This window comes from Arcicella sp., assembly GCF_964672035.1.
Genome location: NZ_CBABQS010000066.1, coordinates 1 through 19,089, shown reverse-complemented (window position 1 = coordinate 19,089; position 19,089 = coordinate 1). Strand labels below are relative to the sequence as shown.

The window sequence follows — 19,089 nt, the reverse complement described above, 5'->3', positions numbered from 1 at the left end:
TTGTGGTTGATTTAAAGTGACAATTATTTTGAGCCAGCCTTTTAACGATTTTGAAAAATCGTTTTACACACTCCTTTCCTCCCAAACTGCACATAAATTTACAATCGTCTCCACAGCTTTCTCCATGTCCTGCACCGATACCCACTCGTGTTTGCCGTGAAAAGCGTGTTCTCCCGCAAAGATATTTGGACAAGGCAAACCCATAAATGATAACCTCGAGCCGTCCGTTCCTCCTCTGATACTTCGGCGGTTTGGCTCAATACCACTTCTTCTGATGGCTTCCAATGCAAACTCAGTAACGTGGGGAAATTTATCCAGAACTTCCTTCATATTTCGGTATTGCTCATGGACTTCAAAAGTGGCTTTCGAGTTAGGATAATTTCGCAAAACATTGTTCATAATTTCACTCAAAACCAACTCATGGGCGTGAAGTTTTTCAACGGTAAAATCTCTGATAATAAATTCTACCGTGGCCATTTCAACCATACCCGTAATATTGGTAGGATGAATAAACCCTTCCATGCCATCGGTTGATTCGGGAGAAAGAGAGTTTTTAGGAAGTTTTGCCACAATTTCAGCAGCAATTTTCAAAGCGCTTTCCATACGCCCTTTCGCAAATCCTGGATGCTGACTTACGCCTGTGATAGAGATTTTTACCCCATCCGCCGAGAAAGTTTCATCTTCCAAAGACCCTAAAGTTTCACCATCAATCGTATAGCCAAAATCAGCCCCTAATTTCTTCAAATCAACCGCCGCTGTTCCTCTCCCTATTTCTTCATCGGGTGTAAAGAGAATCCTGATTTTACCGTGTTTAGTTTCTGGATTATTGATTAAATAATAGGCTGCATCCATAATCTCAGCAACGCCCGCTTTATTATCAGCCCCCAAAAGTGTTATTCCACTGGCAGTGATAATGTCATTATCAATTTGAGATGCTAAATCTTCGTGCGCTGAAAATTTGATAATTTGAGCATTATCATCGGGTAAAATCAAATCTTGACCTTGATAATTTTCGTGAATAATTGGCTTCACATTCGCACCCGTACAATCGGGCGAAGTATCCACGTGCGAACAGAAACAAATAGTTGGAATATCTTTCGCTGAATTACTCGGTATTGTGGCGTAAACGTAGCCAAATTCATCTAAATGAGCATCTTCAATACCCATATAAAGGAGTTCTTCAACCAAAATTCTACTCAAATTTATTTGTTTTTTAGTAGAAGGTTGCGAATCAGAATAGGGGTCTGATTGGGTATCAATCTGAACGTATTTCAAGAAGCGTTCAGTGGCAGTATTTCTGTAGTTTTTGAGCATTTTATATTCTAATTAATTTCTAATCAATAAATCATCTACATTTATTGACAAAGGTAACAATCCTTTAAAGTTTCATGTTTATCTTGCGTCAAGATTTAAATAAATGATTTTTGGTTCTTAAAATATAGCACAATTCTGATATCTAAATTAATTTTCCTAAGAAAAAATTATTGCGCAATACAAAAACCGATTTTTATTTTATCTTCGTATCAACAAAATAATACCATATCTTTTCAAGATAAAGCCCAATAATACATAGGTTATGTCAGAATTTGCAGAATTATCGTTAGGTGACAAAAAGTATCAATTTCCAGTAATTACAGGAAGTGAAAATGAAAAAGCAATTGATATTGCTAAACTTCGTGACGAAACGGGTCATATCACCATTGACTCAGGTTATAAAAACACTGGTGCAACCAAAAGTGCTATCACGTTTTTGGACGGTGAATTAGGAATTCTTCGCTATCGAGGATATTCAATTGAAGAATTGGCCGAAAAATCGTCATTCTTAGAAGTTGCTTATTTACTAATTTATGGTGAATTACCAACCTCTCAGCAGTACACAGATTTTGAATACGAAATCAAAATGCATACGATCGTCAATGAGGATATGCGTAAAATTTTTGAAGGATTCCCAGTCAATGCCCACCCAATGGGTGTTTTATCGGCAATGGTTTGTGCGATGTCCGCTTTTTATACTGGTGAAAAATCTGGATCTGACGAATTAAATATTATTCGTTTAATGGCAAAAATGCCTTCAATGGCAACTTGGTCTTACAAAAAATCCCAAGGGCATCCCGTAAATTACCCCAATAATTCGTTGGACTACTGTACAAACTTCTTGAATATGATGTTTGCCTTGCCGGTAGAACCCTACAAAGTTAATCCAGTAATTTCGTCGGCATTGAATAAATTATTAATCCTTCACGCTGACCACGAACAAAACTGTTCAACTTCAACGGTTCGTTTGGTGGGTTCTTCGCAAGCAAGTCTTTATGCTTCTATTTCAGCAGGAATCAATGCCCTTTCTGGACCGCTTCATGGTGGTGCAAATCAGGAAGTAATTGAAATGTTGGAAGAAATCAAAGCTGACGGTGGCGATACTTCAAAATACATCGCTATGGCAAAAGACAAAACATCTGGTTTCAGATTGATGGGCTTTGGTCATAGAGTTTATAAGAATTTCGATCCAAGAGCAAGAATTATCAAAAAAGCAGCCGACGATGTTTTGGCAGCTTTGGGAATTAACGACCCAATTTTGAAAATTGCGGCAGAATTAGAAGCTGCTGCTCTGAGTGATGAATATTTCGTAGCTCGTAAATTATATCCAAACGTAGATTTCTACTCGGGAATTATTTACCGTGCTTTAGGAATTCCAACGGATATGTTCACGGTAATGTTCGCCATTGGTCGTTTGCCAGGTTGGATTGCTCAGTGGAAAGAAATGAAAGCGAATAAAGAGCCAATCGGTCGTCCACGTCAAGTTTATGTGGGAGCCACAGAACGTTCTTATGTAACTATTTCGGAAAGAGCATAAGTAACTTTGAGCGATTAGAAAAAATAAAGAAGCACTTCGTTTAATCATGAAGTGCTTTTTTTTTGGGAATGAAACGAATTCACCCTGATATTTTGTTAAAAATTAGAATAAATACAACATAAAAATGCAAGTAGAATTAGTTAGAGTTGATGATGCCTTTCACTTTGAGGCACAAGGGATGTCGGGCGTTCCCGTACAAATAGATGCTGCCGAGAACATTGGTGGGCACAATGCGGGTTCTCGCCCAATGGAATTATTATTGATGGGCTTAGGTGGCTGTATGGCCATTGATGTACTTTTGATTATGAAAAAGCAACGCCAAGTAGTCGAAGATTTAAAAATTTCAGTATCGGGAGAAAGAGTAAAAATAGAAGGTACAGAAATGACTCCATTCCATAAAATTAACATTCATTTCAAATTTAAGGGAAATATTCAAGAAGATAAAGCTCAAAAAGCGATTGTGATGTCAATGGAAAAATACTGTTCCGCAACGGCTCAATTTTCTGGCTCGGCAGAGATTACGCATACTTTTGAGATTTTGAACAATGAGTAAAACAACGTTTGACCACACTACAAATGAGAATCCTGTTAGACTAAATCTTGCAGGATTCTTTTTTTGATTGTAATTTTGATGAATGTAACGGACAAGGCTGTCTGCGCTACAAAATCAACAAAATGCAACAATACCAAACGCTCCTCAAACACATTCTCGAAGCAGGAACTCAAAAAACCGACCGTACTGGCACAGGGACGACCTCTGTTTTTGGCTACCAAATGCGATTTAATCTCAACGATGGTTTTCCGATGGTTACTACCAAAAAAGTACATTTGAAATCTATCATTCATGAGTTGTTGTGGTTTATTAATGGGGATACAAATATTAAATATTTGACCGATCATGGTGTAAAAATTTGGGATGAATGGGCGGATGAAAATGGCGATTTAGGTCCTGTTTACGGAAAACAATGGAGAAGTTGGGGAACGCACGATGGAAAAGTGATTGACCAATTGAAAGAAGTAATTGAAACGCTCAAAAAGAGCCCTGATTCACGAAGGATACTGGTAAGTGCTTGGAACGTTGGCGAGTTGTCAGAAATGGCTCTGATGCCTTGTCATGCCCTTTTTCAATTTTATGTGGCGAATAATAAATTATCATGTCAGCTATACCAACGATCGGCCGATGTATTTTTGGGCGTGCCTTTCAACATTGCTTCTTACGCACTTTTAACCATGATGATTGCCCAAGTGTGTGATTTACAATTAGGCGATTTTATCTGGACGGGTGGCGATACGCATATATATTCAAATCATTATGAGCAAGTGCAGACCCAATTGGCCCGTGAACCAAAAGCTCTTCCAACCATGAAAATTAATCCTGACGTGAAGGACATTTTTAGCTTTAAATTTGAAGATTTTGAATTGCTAAATTATGAGCCATATCCAGGCATTAAAGCGCCTGTAGCAGTTTAGGAATTCACCTACAGCATAATCTCAAAATCATCTGCATCCAAATATGCTGGGAATTTTGCTCTAAAATCGTCTAATTCTTTTTTATTAAGAACTTGGCTATCAATTACTTCTGAATTTTTTTGATAAAAAAGAGCATTTCCTTTGAAATCAATCACAGCAGAATTTCCAGTATAATTCAAGCCCATTCCATCACTTCCAACCCGATTGACACCGATACAAAAACTCTGATTTTCGATGGCACGGGCTTGCAAAAGTACATCCCAAACCTGCGAACGCACGGCGGGCCAGTTAGCAACGTAGATTACTAAATCGTAATTTAGGGATGAGGTTTGGTTAATTATATTTTCTCCTTTCTTCTTGCTCCCTCCCTCCTGAAAGTTTCTTGACCAAACTGGAAATCTTAAATCGTAGCAAATCAATGGACAAATTCGCCAGCCTTTCAACTCAACGATTAATCTTACTGAACCTCCTGCAAAATTATGATGCTCGCCTCCCATTCTGAATAAATGACGTTTGTCATAAGTTTCAAAACTTCCATCGGGGCGCATCCAGATTAAACGGTTGTAAAACTGCTCTCCTTCTTTCACAATAAAACTTCCCGTAATAACTGCCTGCGTACGTTTTGCTTGCTGCTTCATCCATTTGAACGTTGTAAAATTCATCGGTTCAGCCACTGCTTTTACATTCATCGTAAAACCAGTATTGAACATTTCAGGTAGAATAATGAGGTCGGTCGGCAAAGAAATTTGAGCCATTTTTTCTTCTAAATTTGCTAAATTTGCCGTTGGATTTTCCCAAAATAAATCCGTTTGAATCAGGGTAACAGAAAGGTTTTGCATAGCACAGGTTATTGTTATGCAGTAAATTTACTAATTTTAATCAGGCTCAGTAAATATACCAAAAACTAAATATCGATATCCATGAAAAAAATGCTTAACATCCTGATTATCATTGCTTTATTTTCGTTTAAATCCGACGACCATCCAACGCTTGCGATAGGTTCTGCCGCTCCAGATTTTAATTTAAAAGGCGTTGATGGTAAAATGTATTCCTTAAAATCCTTCGCCAAATCTAAAATTTTAATGATTGTTTTTACCTGCAATCATTGCCCGACTGCCCAAGCTTATGAAGCCAGATTAAAAAAAATCACCGTTGATTACAAAGCTAAAGGTGTACAAGTGGTAGCGATTTCGCCCAACGATGCAAAATCGGTAAGATTAGACGAAATGGGCTATACCGATTTGGGAGATTCATACCCAGACATGCAAAATAGGGCTAAAATTGCTGGATTTAATTTCCCTTATTTATACGATGGAGAAACTGAAATTACTTCCAAAAAATATGGCCCCATTGCCACTCCACACGTATTTATTTTTGACGAAAAAAGAATTTTACGCTATTCTGGACGGGTTGATGATGTAGAAAAACCAACGGGAACTCCCAAAAATTTTGATACTCGCAATGCCCTTGATAATCTTTTGGCTGGTCAAAAAGTGGCCGTTGAGAAAACGAAAGTCTTTGGCTGTTCAGTGAAATGGGCGGAAAAGGAAGAATTGACAAATAAAGAAAAGCAAAGTTGGGCAACAGAAGAAGTTAGCCTTGAAAGCATTGACGATGCTGGGTTAAAACAACTTTTAAAGAATGATACCAAAAAACTTCGTTTAATTAACGTTTGGGCAACTTGGTGCGGGCCTTGCGTAGCAGAAATTCCTGATTTTTTGAATATTAATCGCATGTATCGCCACCGTGATTTTGAATTTGTAACGATTAGTGCCGACAAACCCGATAAAAAAGATAAAGCTTTAGCGACATTAAAAAGATTGCAAGCCTCGAGCAAAAACTATATTTATAACTCGGATGATATTTATAAACTCATCGAATTAATCGACCCAAAATGGCAAGGAGCTTTGCCTTATACGCTTTTAGTTGAACCTAATGGAAAAATTGTTTATCAAAAACAGGGAGCAATTAATCCCTTGAAAATGAAGACGTTAATTGTTGAAAACCCTTTGATTGGTCGATATTTTTAAGTGGAAATAGCCACCAAGATGCTAAAGCTCTAAGACTTTAAGAAGTCATTTTCATAATTCTTATAGTCTTAGCGTCTTGGTGGCAAATTTATTTTAAAATTTCCTACAACATCTCCGCCACTTTTCGTCCCGTTGCCATTGCCGCATTCAACGATGGATAGGCAGCAGTATCTCCACATTGATAGAGTATATCACTGATTTTCAAATGATTATCAGAATGGGACTTATCGAAATTTGGTAATGCTTGAGGAATGTGATAGGTTTTTAAGTGTTGCCATGTTTGCACTTCATTGCCGTACCAATTGGTCAATTCTTGCTTTATTTTTTTAGCTAATTCATTTTCATCATACAGGTCAAAACCTTGGGTTGAAACTGAAATTAACGACTTTCCAATGGGCGCATAATACGGAGCAATATCACTCGGAACGCACAGATTATGCACCATTGAAGCACGGTTAGGATTCAGTACCAACATTTTTTCTTTTAATGGCGAGCGGTCGGCTGAAAAATAGGTACAAGTAGTAGAATTAAATTTTCTTTCCGAGCTCATTCCTAATAATTTATCGGCTTGAAAACCATCCGTTGCTAACACTATTTTCTCTCCGTATAACCTATCTCCATTTTCTAAATAAACCCTATTTCCTTCAATTTTAACCACTTTTGTATTCAACTTTACCGTTCCAATGTACAGCATTTTTTGGATTTGTTTCGCAATTTGCTCAATCCCTTTGGCAGGAATAACGGCATCGCCTTCGTAGAATTTACCAAAGATATATTTGAAAAAATTAGCCGAAGTTGAGAGTTCGTTTTCTAAGAAAACACCACCAAAAAAGGGTCTAAAAAACTGCTGAATCATGCTATCGGAGAACCCATAATTTCGCAAATAATCAATGGTTGATATTCCATCATTTTCAAATACTTCTTCCTGTACATTATTTGTGTCCAAAATCAATCGCAGTACCCGTATTTTATCAGTCAATGTTCCCACATTTGAGGTTAGTGAAGACCATATTTTGGCAGGTTCTTTAAAAGGATTTGCCATGATTGAAAAATCATTATGTTTCATATCTCGAATCACAGCTCCTGATTTAAAAGCCTGTAAATCAAGCGAGTCATAATCTAATAATCGTTGCGCTTCGGGATAGGCAGTCAATAAAATTTGAAAACCTCTATCTAATAAAAAACCCTCGTGGACATCGGTTCTCACACGCCCTCCTACTCCATCGGATGCCTCTAAAATTAGAGATTGAATTCCTCGGTCTTTTAAATATTTTGCACAAGTCAGACCTGCAATACCCGCTCCAATGATAATTACCATATTTATATTGATTGATTGTTCTATAAAATTAACAAACCTCTGTCAAAAGAGTTTCGCAATATAAGAATTTTCTAAAATAGGGAATTTTAAAACGAAAAAAATCCTCTCAAATCTAATCTGAGAGGATTTTAATATATCTAAAAGAAAAATATTAGTTCTTTTTAGGAGCTGCTCCCGTTGCAGGAGTCGTTGTTGCTGGTGTTGCTGTTGCTGGAGCTAATGGCTTTGGCGTAATTCCCATACGTTTCAAGATTAAATCCGAAATATTAGCATCATCTGGTGCGTGCAAAACGATTGGTGTTGTACCTTGTCCTGCATCATAGTTAAATACAAAAGCATAACCGTTTTCTTTGGCTGCTGCGTGCATATTCTCTTCTACTTTTTTCAATAAAGGTTGCAACAATTGTGCTTGCTTTTTTTGCAATGAGGTAGATGAATTTTGACGAAACTCTTCAATTGAGCCTTGCAATCCTTGTAATTCTTTCTCTCTATCAGCCTTGATAACGTCTGCCATGGTAGCACCGTTTTTCTCATAATCAGCCAATTTAGTTTGAAAATCTTTTACTTTAGACTGATACATATTGTCGTACTGAGTCTTAGTAGCTGTCAATTCTGTTTCTACTTGTTTTGCTTCGGGCATTTGGGCTAAGATGTAGTCTAAGCTAATGTAACCGATTTTTTGTTGTGCATTTACGTTAGCGATGGCTAATCCAAAAAATGCTACTAATGCAATTAAAAATTTGTTTCTCATTTTTTTTTATTATTCTGGTTGATTTTACTCTTTTTTGGGTATTGTTGTATTTTTTCTATTTGACTTTGGTTGTTCAACGACTTCACTTTCAGATACAGTCTTTGAAGAGCTTTTTCCTTTGGTTGTTTTTACTTCGGTGGTGCTGTCTTCACTGGTTTTGGCTTCGTTTTCTTCTCTTTCCTTCTCTTTTAATTGGTCGGGCGAGATGCCTAATTCTTCCAAAATATAGTCCGTATAATCATGAATTGGATTGGTATAAAGCATGGCCAAACCATCCGACGATTTATCGAATAAAAAATCTAATCTTTTTAATTTTGCGATCTTTTCTACTGCCCTTGCTACTTCGTTCAACACAGGTTTCATAATATCCTGTTTCTTTTTCAATAAATCTCCATTGTAGCCAAATACTCTATTTTGAAGGTCTTTGGCTTCCTTTTCCTTATCCGAAATAGCTCTAAGTCGTTGTTGCTTCATTTCCTCAGTTAAAAGGATTTCTTCGGCACGGTAGGTTTTTTCTAATTTCGTTACTTCATCATTTTTATCAGATACTTCTTTAATCCATTTGGTGGTAAGTTTCTCAATTTCTGCCTGTGCAATGGTATATTCAGGCATTTTTGAAGTAATATATTCTGTGTCAATGTACCCAAATTTCTGAGCCTTCAAGGATAGTGTAGCACAAAAGAATGGCAAAATTAGTAAAAATATCTTCTTATTCACGGCTTTAATAGTTTAAAGTTTTATCTATGATCGTTTATTAAATCCTGATTAAGGTTTCGATTCATTAACGTACCTATAACTTTCATATTGCAATCCTCAAACATTTAACAAAATATTAACAGTTTGTAGATAACACAGTTTAGATTAAAGATTGAATTTAATAGCTTATTCTCTATGATCTATCCTCTAAATATCTGTTCTCCATCCTCATAAAATCTATCTAATTTGCTGACCGATTGAGAAAGTAAATGCTTGACGACCTCCGTCGGCAATTCCTGGTATTTTATCAAAGGCAAAACCATAATCAATTCCAATCATACCAAAGGCTGGCATAAAGATTCTGGCTCCAACACCCGCTGATTTGTATAATTTGAAAGGATTATAATCAGTATAGTTAGCAAAGTTATTGCCACCTTCTGCAAAACCCAAAAGGAAAATTGTGGCCGATGGATTTAAAGATACTGGATAACGAACTTCCATGACGAATTTATTATAAGCGACTCCACCCGCAGGTACCGTTCCTTGCGAACCTAAAACTCTATCTTTATACCCACGTAAAGCGATAATATCACGACTGATTACGTTATAGCCCGTTTGCATACCAGATCCTCCTAAGTCAAAACGTTCAAAACGAGTAATGTCCTTGTTTGGACTGTAAGAGCCTAAGAAACCCATGTGCGTTCTCATGTGGAAAACCAATTTACTGGTAATCGGCGTAAACCACGAAGCATCAAACATCCATTTGTGATACTCAATCAAGTTTTTATTCCCTCCACCAAACAATGAATACGGGGGTGTCAAAGATGCTGTCAAAGAAAAACTCGACCCAGAACGTGGGAAGGTTGGATTATCAATACTGTTTCTTGAAAAGTTCGTCACAAAAGCGGCTGAAACTGACTGTCCTTCTGGATAACCATAATAAGGTAAATTCAACACATCAATTAATTGAAACGATAATGAATTACTCAATGAGAAATAATCATCGGGCCATTTTAAACGTTTTCCTAAACTGAACGATAAAGAGGTACTGTTAAAGTGAGCTTCTGATTGGGCGGTCGAAGCACTATCCGTTGGAGAATTTAGGTTTGTTCCTAAAGAACTACCATAACCACCATAAGGACTACCATAACCACCACCATATTGACTTCCCCCAAAGCCGCCACCGTAAGCACCTCCCCCTCCATATTGATTAGCACCGCTCAACTGATTATATTGTTGAATTTTATATGGATAAGAGATACTACGACTTAACGTAATAGAGAATGAATTAGGTTTTTTACCGCCTAACCATGGTTCTGTAAATGATAGAGAATAGTTTTGGAATGATGAACCATTTGCCTGAAAACGAACCGACAATTTCTGTCCATCGCCCGAAGGTAATGGTTTCCATGCACTTAAATTAGTAATATTTCGAGCCGAAAAGTTATTGAAAGTTACACCCAGCGTACCCACAAAACCAATGTAACCACCCCAACCACCTGACAATTCAATCTGGTCAGAAGGTTTTTCTTCTACGTTGTATTCTATGTCAACCGTTCCATCCGCTTTTGGAATTGGATTTGGAGAAATTTTCTCGGGGTTAAAATAACCAATCGTTGAAAGTTCACGAACGGTACGAATGATGGCAGATTTACTAAATTTTTGACCGGGCAAAGTTCTAATTTCACGCATTACCACGTGGTCAGAGGTTTTTGTATTTCCGTTCAAAATTACTTTGTTAATCGTAGCTTGCTTTCCTTCGGTCATTCTGAAAGTAATATCAATAGAATCTCCCGCAACGGCTGTTTCAACTGGTTCGCATTGATAGAATAAATATCCATTATCCATATATGCCGAACTTACATCTTCTTGAGGTTTTCCGTTTAAACGTTTTTCTAAATCTTCGACGTTATAAACATCTCCTTTTTTGATGGCCAAAATTTCGGATAGAACACTATCGGGATAAATATAATTACCTTCCCAGTAAATATTGCGGTAATGATATTGCTTCCCTTCCTCAATTTTCATCAAAATTTTGACGTATTTATCACCATCTTTATAAACAGAGTCCATCAAAATTTGAGCGTCACGATAGCCTTTCTTATTATAAAATTCAACTAACTTAATTTTGTCTTCTTCAAATTTCTTAGGAATGTATTTTGAAGGGCTAAAAATTTTATAAAAAGCTTTTTGCTTTGTATTTTTTAATTTCTTACGAACCGTTCCTTCGGATAATTCTGTAAGGCCTTCAAACTTAATTTCTGAGATTTTTACTTTATTACCTTTTACAATATCAATTTTCATCGTTGCATTATTTCCACGAGATGAATCCGTTTTTTCAGCAATTTTAATGGCTACATTCAAATAACCTTTATCTTGATAGAATTTACGAATCGCTAAATCAATATTTTTCTTAACGGTTGCCGTTACTATTTTTCCCTTATACGCCTTCACTTTATCATTCAAAGTTTCTTGCTCACCTTTTTTAATACCCGTATATTGAAGTTTAAAAAGTCTTGGACGTTCTTTAATGACCATATTAAGCCAAATTTTATCGCCCTCAATTTTAATCGCATCCACTTCCACTTCTTCCAAAATTCCTTGACCCATCAATTTTCTAATGGCCGAAGTAATGGCATCTCCTGGCACTTTTATTTTGTCTCCCACTCGCAAACCCGACAAAGAAATCATTGAATTTCCGTCGTAATACTTTGATCCTGTGGTAGTTATCTCCGCAATTTCGTATTCTTTGGGTTCAGCGTAGTTTAATTCTGCAGAACTGGGACTGGGAGCGATTACTGCACGTTGCCCCAAAGCCCCCCGCAATTGTGCCTGCGAGATAAAAGAGAGTAACAGAAAGGGAAGTAGTAAAGTATATTTTTTCATTTTATTATTAGCTTTTAGCATTTTGCTTTAGGCTTTTGTTGCTTGTGTAATTAGTGTTTTAAACGTAAGCGAAGACATTTGGGTAAGTTTTGAGTTAATTTAATTTCAACTTTTCAACTGTTCCGATGTCTTTCCAAATCTTCTTTCACGGTCTTGATAATCTAAAATAGCTTCATGGAGATGTTCTCTTCGGAAATCGGGCCAAAATAAATCCTCAAAAACAAACAATTCTGAATACGCCAACTGCCAAAGCATAAAATTACTGATTCGGTGGTCGCCTCCCGTTCTTATCATTAAATCTGGATTCGGAATCCCTCGAGTATCCAATGCTTTTTCAAAAACGTCTTCATTAATATCTTCTACGGATATTTCTCCTCTTTGAACTTGTTCTATTAATTTTTTAGTAGTGTTTACAATATCCCATTTTCCACTATATGAAAGTGCCAAAATAACCGTCAAACCTGTATTGTTTTTAGTCGCCTCAATAGCACTCTTTAATTCCTTTTGTGAACTGTTAGGTAAGGTATGGGTTGCTCCGATGGTATCTAAACGAACATTATTTTTTTGCATCGTTGGCAGTTCGTCTTTGATAGTTTTTACTAAAAGCATCATCAAAGCATCCACTTCTGCTTTCGGACGGCTCCAATTTTCGGTTGAAAAGGCGTACAAGGTCAAATATTTAACGCCTAATTCACCACATGCTTCAATCACTTCCTTTACAGCTTTCAAAGCATTTCTATGTCCGAAAACTCTATCTACAAAACCTTGTTGTTTTGCCCAGCGTCCGTTCCCATCCATAATAACGGCAATATGTTTTGGCAGATTGTTTTGGTCTAATTGTTCCTTCACCTATTTAACACAATTTAACAGAATGGTTTTTTATGGTGTATCATTTAGCTTACCTCACGCAAATTTTATTCTTTGTAAAGCGATAACCCGTCAATTTTATTTTCTGTAATGAATAACTTTACGATAAGTAGATTTTTATTATAAATAGTTAAAAATCAAATAGTTAACTGATTAATAAATATACAAATTGACTCAAAAAAATCGTCTTTAAAGCCAATATAAAATGATAATACAAATTTACGGAATAATGAGATAGGATAAAAGGAGGAAAAGAATTAGGTAGAGGATTTGTTGTGGATAACAATATCCTAAAACGACACATTGCATGACTTTATCGCATACCATCAGACTATATTTTCTAATTGGCTATTGTTTATTTCGGGCAAATAATTCTAATAAACTTGTAGGTTATTGCCAATGATGTGTAATAATACATATCGTCACGAGAATAATCATTTTGGGCATTTCGAGGTAAGGCAGGATTATCGCCTCCTAAATTATCCAAATAATCGGTAAAGGTTTTACGAGTCCCAAATTCAAGGTTCAAATCCCAAGGGCCAGAAAGATTATATTTGATACCTACGCCAAAAGGAATAACGATTCCCGCCTGTTTATAATCCGAAACAGGTGTATCACGGGGCGAAAAACTCATAAAAGCCACTCCACCAAATACATAAGGCGACCAATCTTTGTGCATTCTGCTGTATTGATAGCTAAAAAAATTGTATTCCGTAATTAAACTTACTTCTCTAATACTGGTTTTGAAAGACTGTCCCCGCAACTTATTAAAGCTATCGCTTACGTCATTATCATTGGCATAAATTGACCCTAAATTAGCACCCAAACGAAAGGTAATATCTTTTTTAATATTATAACGAAGTAAAATATGTCCGCCTAATTGCGCAAAAGAGGGATGAAAATCAGGAGAAATATCTCCTTTATAATTCATGGCTCCAAAACCTCCACCAATCTCAATTTTTTGAGACAAAGCATTGATACTTAGCAATATACAAAAAATAAAAAATAACTCTTTAAGTAATTTCATACTATTTAATGATGAATTATAGATGATGAATTATGACTTTATAATTCACGAATGATTAGCGAATTTTCTATTAATATTTACGCTGAATAGATTACTCAATTGTGGTTTCTTATAAAAATAGCCAGGTAAAATTTACCTGACTGCCCTATTTCCAATTTATAAAATACTTAAATAAGTTATTGATTTTCAAGTAGTTCTATTCAATAACTACTAAATCAGAATTCCACTAACGAATAACTGGACATCTGATTTTTCCAGGAATGTGATAGATCAACTTAAAGGTTGTTAGCATATAACTGTCATTATATTTTGGGTTACCCCGTTGGTCTGTCTTATCCGAAAACCCTTGAACCGACGTAACAACTGTAAAGGGGTCCAATCCCGAAGCAGGGTCATATAAACCTTGACTCGTTAAATAACTGGCAACTCCCTTGGTACGGTCAACACCACGATTAGCGGCAAATCTTTCCAACGTTCGATTACCCATGTCACGTGATAGGGGGCTTTGTCCAGCTAAATCTAATGGGTCAGCATAATTTCCACTGGCATCATCCAAATAATCGGTCAAAGTGTACCGAAAACCCATTTCAAAGCCTAAATCCCAGTTTGAATTCAGTTTGTATCGAACGCCAAAACCGATTGGAAACGATACACTAATTAAAGAATAGGGCGTTGCATAACCCGGCAAACCTTGTCCTTCAGTATTTAGAGGTTGCAAACGAACCCAATCTCTACTTTGATAAACACTACTATCTGGACGAGCAACGGGGTCATGGGCAAATACGGCAATACCGCCAAAAATATAAGGAATTATTTGCTCACGGCGTAAATAGCTACGCTCTGTGCGCACTAAATCATACTGTCCAATAATTGAAAGTTCTTTTATGTCGTTTCTGAAATGAAGATTTCGCATAAAATTGGCTTGATAACCCGCTACGCCATCCATATAACTATCATCGCCCGAAATTCTGGCCCAAGTAAGTCCAAAACGAACCCCAAAAGATGGAGAGATTTGACGGGTGAAATTGAAGTTGGCATTCCAACGAATTCCGTTGAAAGTTGATTGTATGATTCTACCATAAGGCGATAAATCTCCGTAATAACTGGAAGTTCCAAACCCCAAACTTACGGTTGAAGTAGGCTCAAAAATACGGTTTTTGCGTGGTTTTTCTTTACTCCCAAAGAGGTTTGAAAACTTGAACTGTGCTACGACTGATTGCGAACTTAGGGTGGCAATCAATAATAAAATCAGTAATTGGGTATGTTTCTTCATGTTTATATTGAATCGAAAATTTCGACAAAGATACCTTTTTCATTTACATTAAGTTTTTAACGTAAAAAAAAGAAGTTTGTTATACTGGGTAAATAGTTTTTTTACATCGAAAATAATGCCATTTTTTAGCTTTGAGCTATGAGCGGTGAGCTATAAACTGCGAAGATCAGATTTTTTCATAAAAATTCAGCACGAATGATGTTTTTAGATTTTGCTTTACCTATAAAATAAATATGTTAGAATTCTCAGCATAAAACTCAACGCTTGAGGCTCAAGGCTCAAAGCTTTTTCTTAAAATATGTTAAAAACCCAGAAACCAATGCACCTTCCAAATAGTTTTTACGTTAATTTAGTAGTCATAAAAATCACAAATTTTTAATTTAAAAATAGATAAAAAAAATGGAAATCAAAAGTAATTTAAAAACCCTTGCGATTGTCGGAGCGTTGAGTAGTGCAACCACGCTCGGAGCCTATAAATTGTTCTTGGAGAAATCGCCTTCGGATGCCGTCTTTACCACAACGCCTTCTGCTTTTACTCGCTTGGTTTCGGATGTATCACCGACAGCGCCAAGCAACCCCGGTGATTTTACATATGCTGCTGAGAAAACAACACCTGCGGTTGTGCATATAACCACTAAAATGACTCGTAATGTCAGCCGTCAAGGTCAAATGGTTGATCCCTTTGAAGATTTCTTCGGAGGCAATCCTTTCGGAGGCGGTGGTCGTCGTCAACAACCAGAGGCACAGGAAGCATCAGGTTCGGGTGTAATTATTAGTGCGGATGGTTATATTGTAACTAACAATCACGTGGTACAAGATGCGGATGAAGTGACGGTTGTCTTGAATGATAAACGTTCTTACAAAGCAAAAGTTATCAGCACTGATCCTTCAACGGATATTGCGGTCATTCAAGTGAAAGCTACAAATTTACCATTTTTAAACTTTGGCGATTCGGATGCGATCAGAGTGGGCGAATGGGTGTTGGCAGTTGGTAATCCTTTCAATTTAGAATCAACCGTTACAGCAGGAATTGTTTCGGCAAAAGGTCGTCAGAATATTATTGACCGTGATAAAGATGTGAATCCTTTAGAATCGTTCATTCAAACCGATGCAGCCGTTAATCCAGGAAATTCGGGCGGTGCTTTGGTGAATTTGAAAGGAGAATTAATAGGCATTAATACCGCCATTTATAGCCGTACAGGTCAATTTGCAGGATATTCATTTGCTGTACCCGTTGGAATTGTGAAAAAGGTTGCTGCCGATTTGATTAAGTACGGCAATGTACAACGTGGATATTTGGGCGTAAATATCAGCGAAGTAAACAGCAAAATGGTTGAAGAAAAAGGGTTGAAAGTGAATGATGGCGTATATGTAGGTGGCTTCCCAGCGGGTGGAAGTGCAGCACAATCAGCGGGTTTGAAAGTGAATGACGTGATTATTAAAATTGACGGAGTAACAACGGGTTCTCAATCAAAATTGATGGAATTGGTTGGTCGTAAACGTCCAGGTGAAACGGTGGTTGTTACGGTTAATCGTGATGGTGATATCAAAGATTTCAACGTAGTGTTGAAGAATAAAGATGGTAATACAGGCATCGTGAAAGGTGAAACTTCTACTGCTGTAACCAGTGAATATTTAGGCGCTAAATTATCAAATTTATCCGAAGGTGATAAAGCGAAATATAAGTTATCGGGCGGTGCAAAAGTAACCGAAGTTGATCCAAACGGACGCTTTGGTTATCAAGGTTTTGACAAAGGTTTTGTGATTACAAAAATTGACGAAAAACCAGTGGCCGATGCCAAAGAAGTAGCCCAGATGTTGGCAAGTCGTAAAGGAAGAGTAAAAATTGAAGGAATTGATGTAGATGGCACTCGGGTGATCATGGTGCTGTAATTATTTGTAAAATTTTAAGCATTAAAAAGGTCGTTGATCTAATTTCAACGACCTTTTTGTATGCTTAAAAAATAACTGTGAGTTAGTGGTTACTCGCTAAATCATAAATCCTTAAATGTATGTCCCATTTTATCTCGCTTCGTTTCCAAATACTTCTCATTGTGCGGATTTGAGGCTATTTCAATAGGAATGGTATCTATAATTTCTAAGCCGTAGCCCAACAATCCTGCTCTTTTCTTGGGGTTATTTGAAATCAAACGGAGTTTGCTAACGCCTAAATCTCTTAGAATTGAGGCCCCAACACCGTAATCCCGCTCATCCATTTTGAAACCCAATTCCAAATTTGCTTCTACCGTATCACGTCCCATTTCTTGAAGTTTATAGGCTTTCAATTTGTTGATTAAACCAATACCCCTACCCTCTTGAAACATATACAAAATAATTCCTTTTCCTTCTTTTTCAACCATTTCCATGGCCTTGTGTAGTTGTCCACCACAATCACAACGACATGAGCCAAAAATATCCCCCGTAACGCATGAACTATGCACCCGCACCATCACGGCTTCATCTTTTTGCCAAGTTCCCTTTATTAGGGCTAAATGGGTATCACCAGTCGTAATTTGTTTGAAAGCAATCAACTCAAAATGACCGAATTCGGTGGGCATATCTACACCAATTTCACGCTTAATCAGGCTTTCGTGTTTCAAACGGTACGCCACTAAATCTTTGATTGTCACCAATTTAAGATCGAACTTATCCGCAATTTCACGCAAATCTGGCAAACGAGCCATTGAACCATCATCCTTCAAGACTTCAATCAAAACGCCCGATGGTTGAAAACCTGCTAAAGAAGCAAAATCCATAGCGGCTTCGGTATGGCCTGTTCTTCTCAAAACGCCTTCTTTCTTGGCCTTGAGGGGAAAAATATGCCCAGGGCGACCCAAATCTTCGGGTTTTGTTTTTGCATCAACCAATGACAAAATGGTTTTTGCACGATCTTGAGCGGATATACCAGTGGTACAACCTTGTCCCAATAAATCAACCGAAACGGTAAATGGGGTTTCATGGGTTGCCGTATTTGAGCCTACCATCATGGATAAACCTAATTCCTGACAACGTTCTTCTGTAAGCGAAACGCACATCAATCCACGACCTTGACGAATCATAAAATTGGCTAATTCAGGAGTCATTGCCTCGGAAGCACAAATCATATCTCCTTCATTTTCACGGTCTTCATCATCAGCAACGATGATTATTTTTCCTTGACGGATAGCTTCAATGGCTTCCTCAATGGTATCTAGTTTTATATTTGACATTATAAGCGGTTAGCTCACATTTGAATACGTGAACTTTTTAAATGATTATCCTGGACAGGGCATAAATATTGACAAAATATTATTTCCATTGCTATGCTAATTTTAAAAGTCAAAGCCTCTGTTATGCTACGTTAAAATAGCCTGAAAAGTAATCATAGAGGAATGTAAGATTTAAAAAATGTAATATTAATGGCTAATTACACAATCCAAAGTTACGGACTTTTGTTCCTTTACGCTATAAAATATCAATTTTACCAAAACGAAATTTTGTATAAGTTTATAAAAGTATAAATCATAACTACTTGGTTATTAAATAATTAACCTAAAAATTATTTGCAATTCTTATTTTAAATAGTATATTTATACGAAAATTAAAGACAACGATTCCTTTCTGATTTAACAATATTCCTTTCTAATTTTCTTGAATTATGATTTAGCACGTTAATCGCATATCATTTTATGCAACCAATAAATTTTTAACGGTTTTCTACGCTCTGAAATACAATTTAATAAATCTTAGCACAATTTTTGTACAGATTTTTCGTAACCCATGTAAAAAAAGCCTAAGATTTTCGTTCAGAATGATATGAAGTTTTACTAAATCATCAAAATGTTTTTTGACGTGATTTAATAACATTTTCTGTATGAACTGGAGAGGATTGATACCCATAAAATATGAATAGGATTATACGAAACATAACAACCGTGTTA

Annotated in this window: 15 protein-coding genes; 5 read left to right on the top strand and 10 right to left on the bottom strand. The window is 36.7% G+C overall.

The features are described 5' to 3' along the window. Positions 1–63: 63 nt before the first annotated feature. On the bottom strand, positions 64–1,314 hold the full coding sequence (gene pepT, locus AC1W31_RS15740) for a peptidase T (RefSeq protein ID WP_481735437.1): 1,251 nt from the start codon (positions 1,312–1,314) through the stop codon (positions 64–66). Positions 1,315–1,576: 262 nt separating this feature from the next. On the opposite strand from pepT, the gene AC1W31_RS15735 reads away from it, so the two are divergent. The 3 genes from AC1W31_RS15735 to AC1W31_RS15725 all read left to right on the top strand — a co-directional run bounded on the left by AC1W31_RS15735 (position 1,577) and on the right by AC1W31_RS15725 (position 4,321). Next, positions 1,577–2,851 (top strand): citrate synthase, encoded by a 1,275-nt coding sequence (locus tag AC1W31_RS15735; protein ID WP_481735436.1) that lies wholly within the window; start codon positions 1,577–1,579, stop codon positions 2,849–2,851. A gap of 124 nt (positions 2,852–2,975) precedes the next feature. Then, positions 2,976–3,404 (top strand): OsmC family protein, encoded by a 429-nt coding sequence (locus AC1W31_RS15730; RefSeq protein WP_481735435.1) that lies wholly within the window; start codon positions 2,976–2,978, stop codon positions 3,402–3,404. Positions 3,405–3,526: 122 nt separating this feature from the next. Beyond that, entirely contained in the window at positions 3,527–4,321 is a 795-nt protein-coding gene (locus AC1W31_RS15725; protein ID WP_481735434.1) for a thymidylate synthase, read from the top strand. A gap of 8 nt (positions 4,322–4,329) precedes the next feature. Here the strand turns inward: AC1W31_RS15725 and AC1W31_RS15720 are convergent, their stop codons facing one another. Continuing rightward, the gene (locus AC1W31_RS15720) at positions 4,330–5,160 is read right to left on the bottom strand and encodes a nitrilase family protein (protein ID WP_481735433.1); all 831 of its coding nucleotides are present in this window, start codon (positions 5,158–5,160) and stop codon (positions 4,330–4,332) included. Between the two features lie 81 nt (positions 5,161–5,241). Between AC1W31_RS15720 and AC1W31_RS15715 the strand changes: the two genes are divergently transcribed. Further along, on the top strand, positions 5,242–6,351 hold the full coding sequence (locus tag AC1W31_RS15715) for a redoxin family protein (protein ID WP_481735432.1): 1,110 nt from the start codon (positions 5,242–5,244) through the stop codon (positions 6,349–6,351). Between the two features lie 103 nt (positions 6,352–6,454). On the opposite strand, the gene AC1W31_RS15710 is transcribed toward AC1W31_RS15715, so the two are convergent. The 7 genes from AC1W31_RS15710 to AC1W31_RS15680 form a co-directional block, all read right to left on the bottom strand. After that, the gene (locus AC1W31_RS15710; protein ID WP_481735431.1) at positions 6,455–7,669 is read right to left on the bottom strand and encodes an NAD(P)/FAD-dependent oxidoreductase; all 1,215 of its coding nucleotides are present in this window, start codon (positions 7,667–7,669) and stop codon (positions 6,455–6,457) included. Positions 7,670–7,820: 151 nt separating this feature from the next. After that, positions 7,821–8,420 (bottom strand): OmpH/Skp family outer membrane protein, encoded by a 600-nt coding sequence (locus tag AC1W31_RS15705; protein ID WP_481735430.1) that lies wholly within the window; start codon positions 8,418–8,420, stop codon positions 7,821–7,823. 24 nt (positions 8,421–8,444) lie between these two features. Next, positions 8,445–9,137: an OmpH/Skp family outer membrane protein gene (locus tag AC1W31_RS15700; protein WP_481735429.1), complete on the bottom strand. Its 693-nt coding sequence runs from the start codon at positions 9,135–9,137 to the stop codon at positions 8,445–8,447. A gap of 216 nt (positions 9,138–9,353) precedes the next feature. Next, the gene (gene bamA / locus AC1W31_RS15695; RefSeq protein WP_481735428.1) at positions 9,354–12,002 is read right to left on the bottom strand and encodes an outer membrane protein assembly factor BamA; all 2,649 of its coding nucleotides are present in this window, start codon (positions 12,000–12,002) and stop codon (positions 9,354–9,356) included. A 105-nt stretch (positions 12,003–12,107) separates the two neighbouring features. After that, positions 12,108–12,851: an isoprenyl transferase gene (locus AC1W31_RS15690; RefSeq protein WP_481735427.1), complete on the bottom strand. Its 744-nt coding sequence runs from the start codon at positions 12,849–12,851 to the stop codon at positions 12,108–12,110. Positions 12,852–13,224: 373 nt separating this feature from the next. Next, the gene (porG, locus tag AC1W31_RS15685; RefSeq protein WP_481735426.1) at positions 13,225–13,896 is read right to left on the bottom strand and encodes a type IX secretion system protein PorG; all 672 of its coding nucleotides are present in this window, start codon (positions 13,894–13,896) and stop codon (positions 13,225–13,227) included. A 226-nt stretch (positions 13,897–14,122) separates the two neighbouring features. Then, the gene (locus AC1W31_RS15680; RefSeq protein WP_481735425.1) at positions 14,123–15,169 is read right to left on the bottom strand and encodes a DUF6089 family protein; all 1,047 of its coding nucleotides are present in this window, start codon (positions 15,167–15,169) and stop codon (positions 14,123–14,125) included. A gap of 399 nt (positions 15,170–15,568) precedes the next feature. On the opposite strand from AC1W31_RS15680, the gene AC1W31_RS15675 reads away from it, so the two are divergent. After that, entirely contained in the window at positions 15,569–17,062 is a 1,494-nt protein-coding gene (locus tag AC1W31_RS15675; protein WP_481735424.1) for a Do family serine endopeptidase, read from the top strand. A 101-nt stretch (positions 17,063–17,163) separates the two neighbouring features. On the opposite strand, the gene AC1W31_RS15670 is transcribed toward AC1W31_RS15675, so the two are convergent. Further along, positions 17,164–18,378: a bifunctional 3,4-dihydroxy-2-butanone-4-phosphate synthase/GTP cyclohydrolase II gene (locus tag AC1W31_RS15670; RefSeq protein WP_481735423.1), complete on the bottom strand. Its 1,215-nt coding sequence runs from the start codon at positions 18,376–18,378 to the stop codon at positions 17,164–17,166. Between the last annotated feature and the right edge of the window lie 711 nt (positions 18,379–19,089).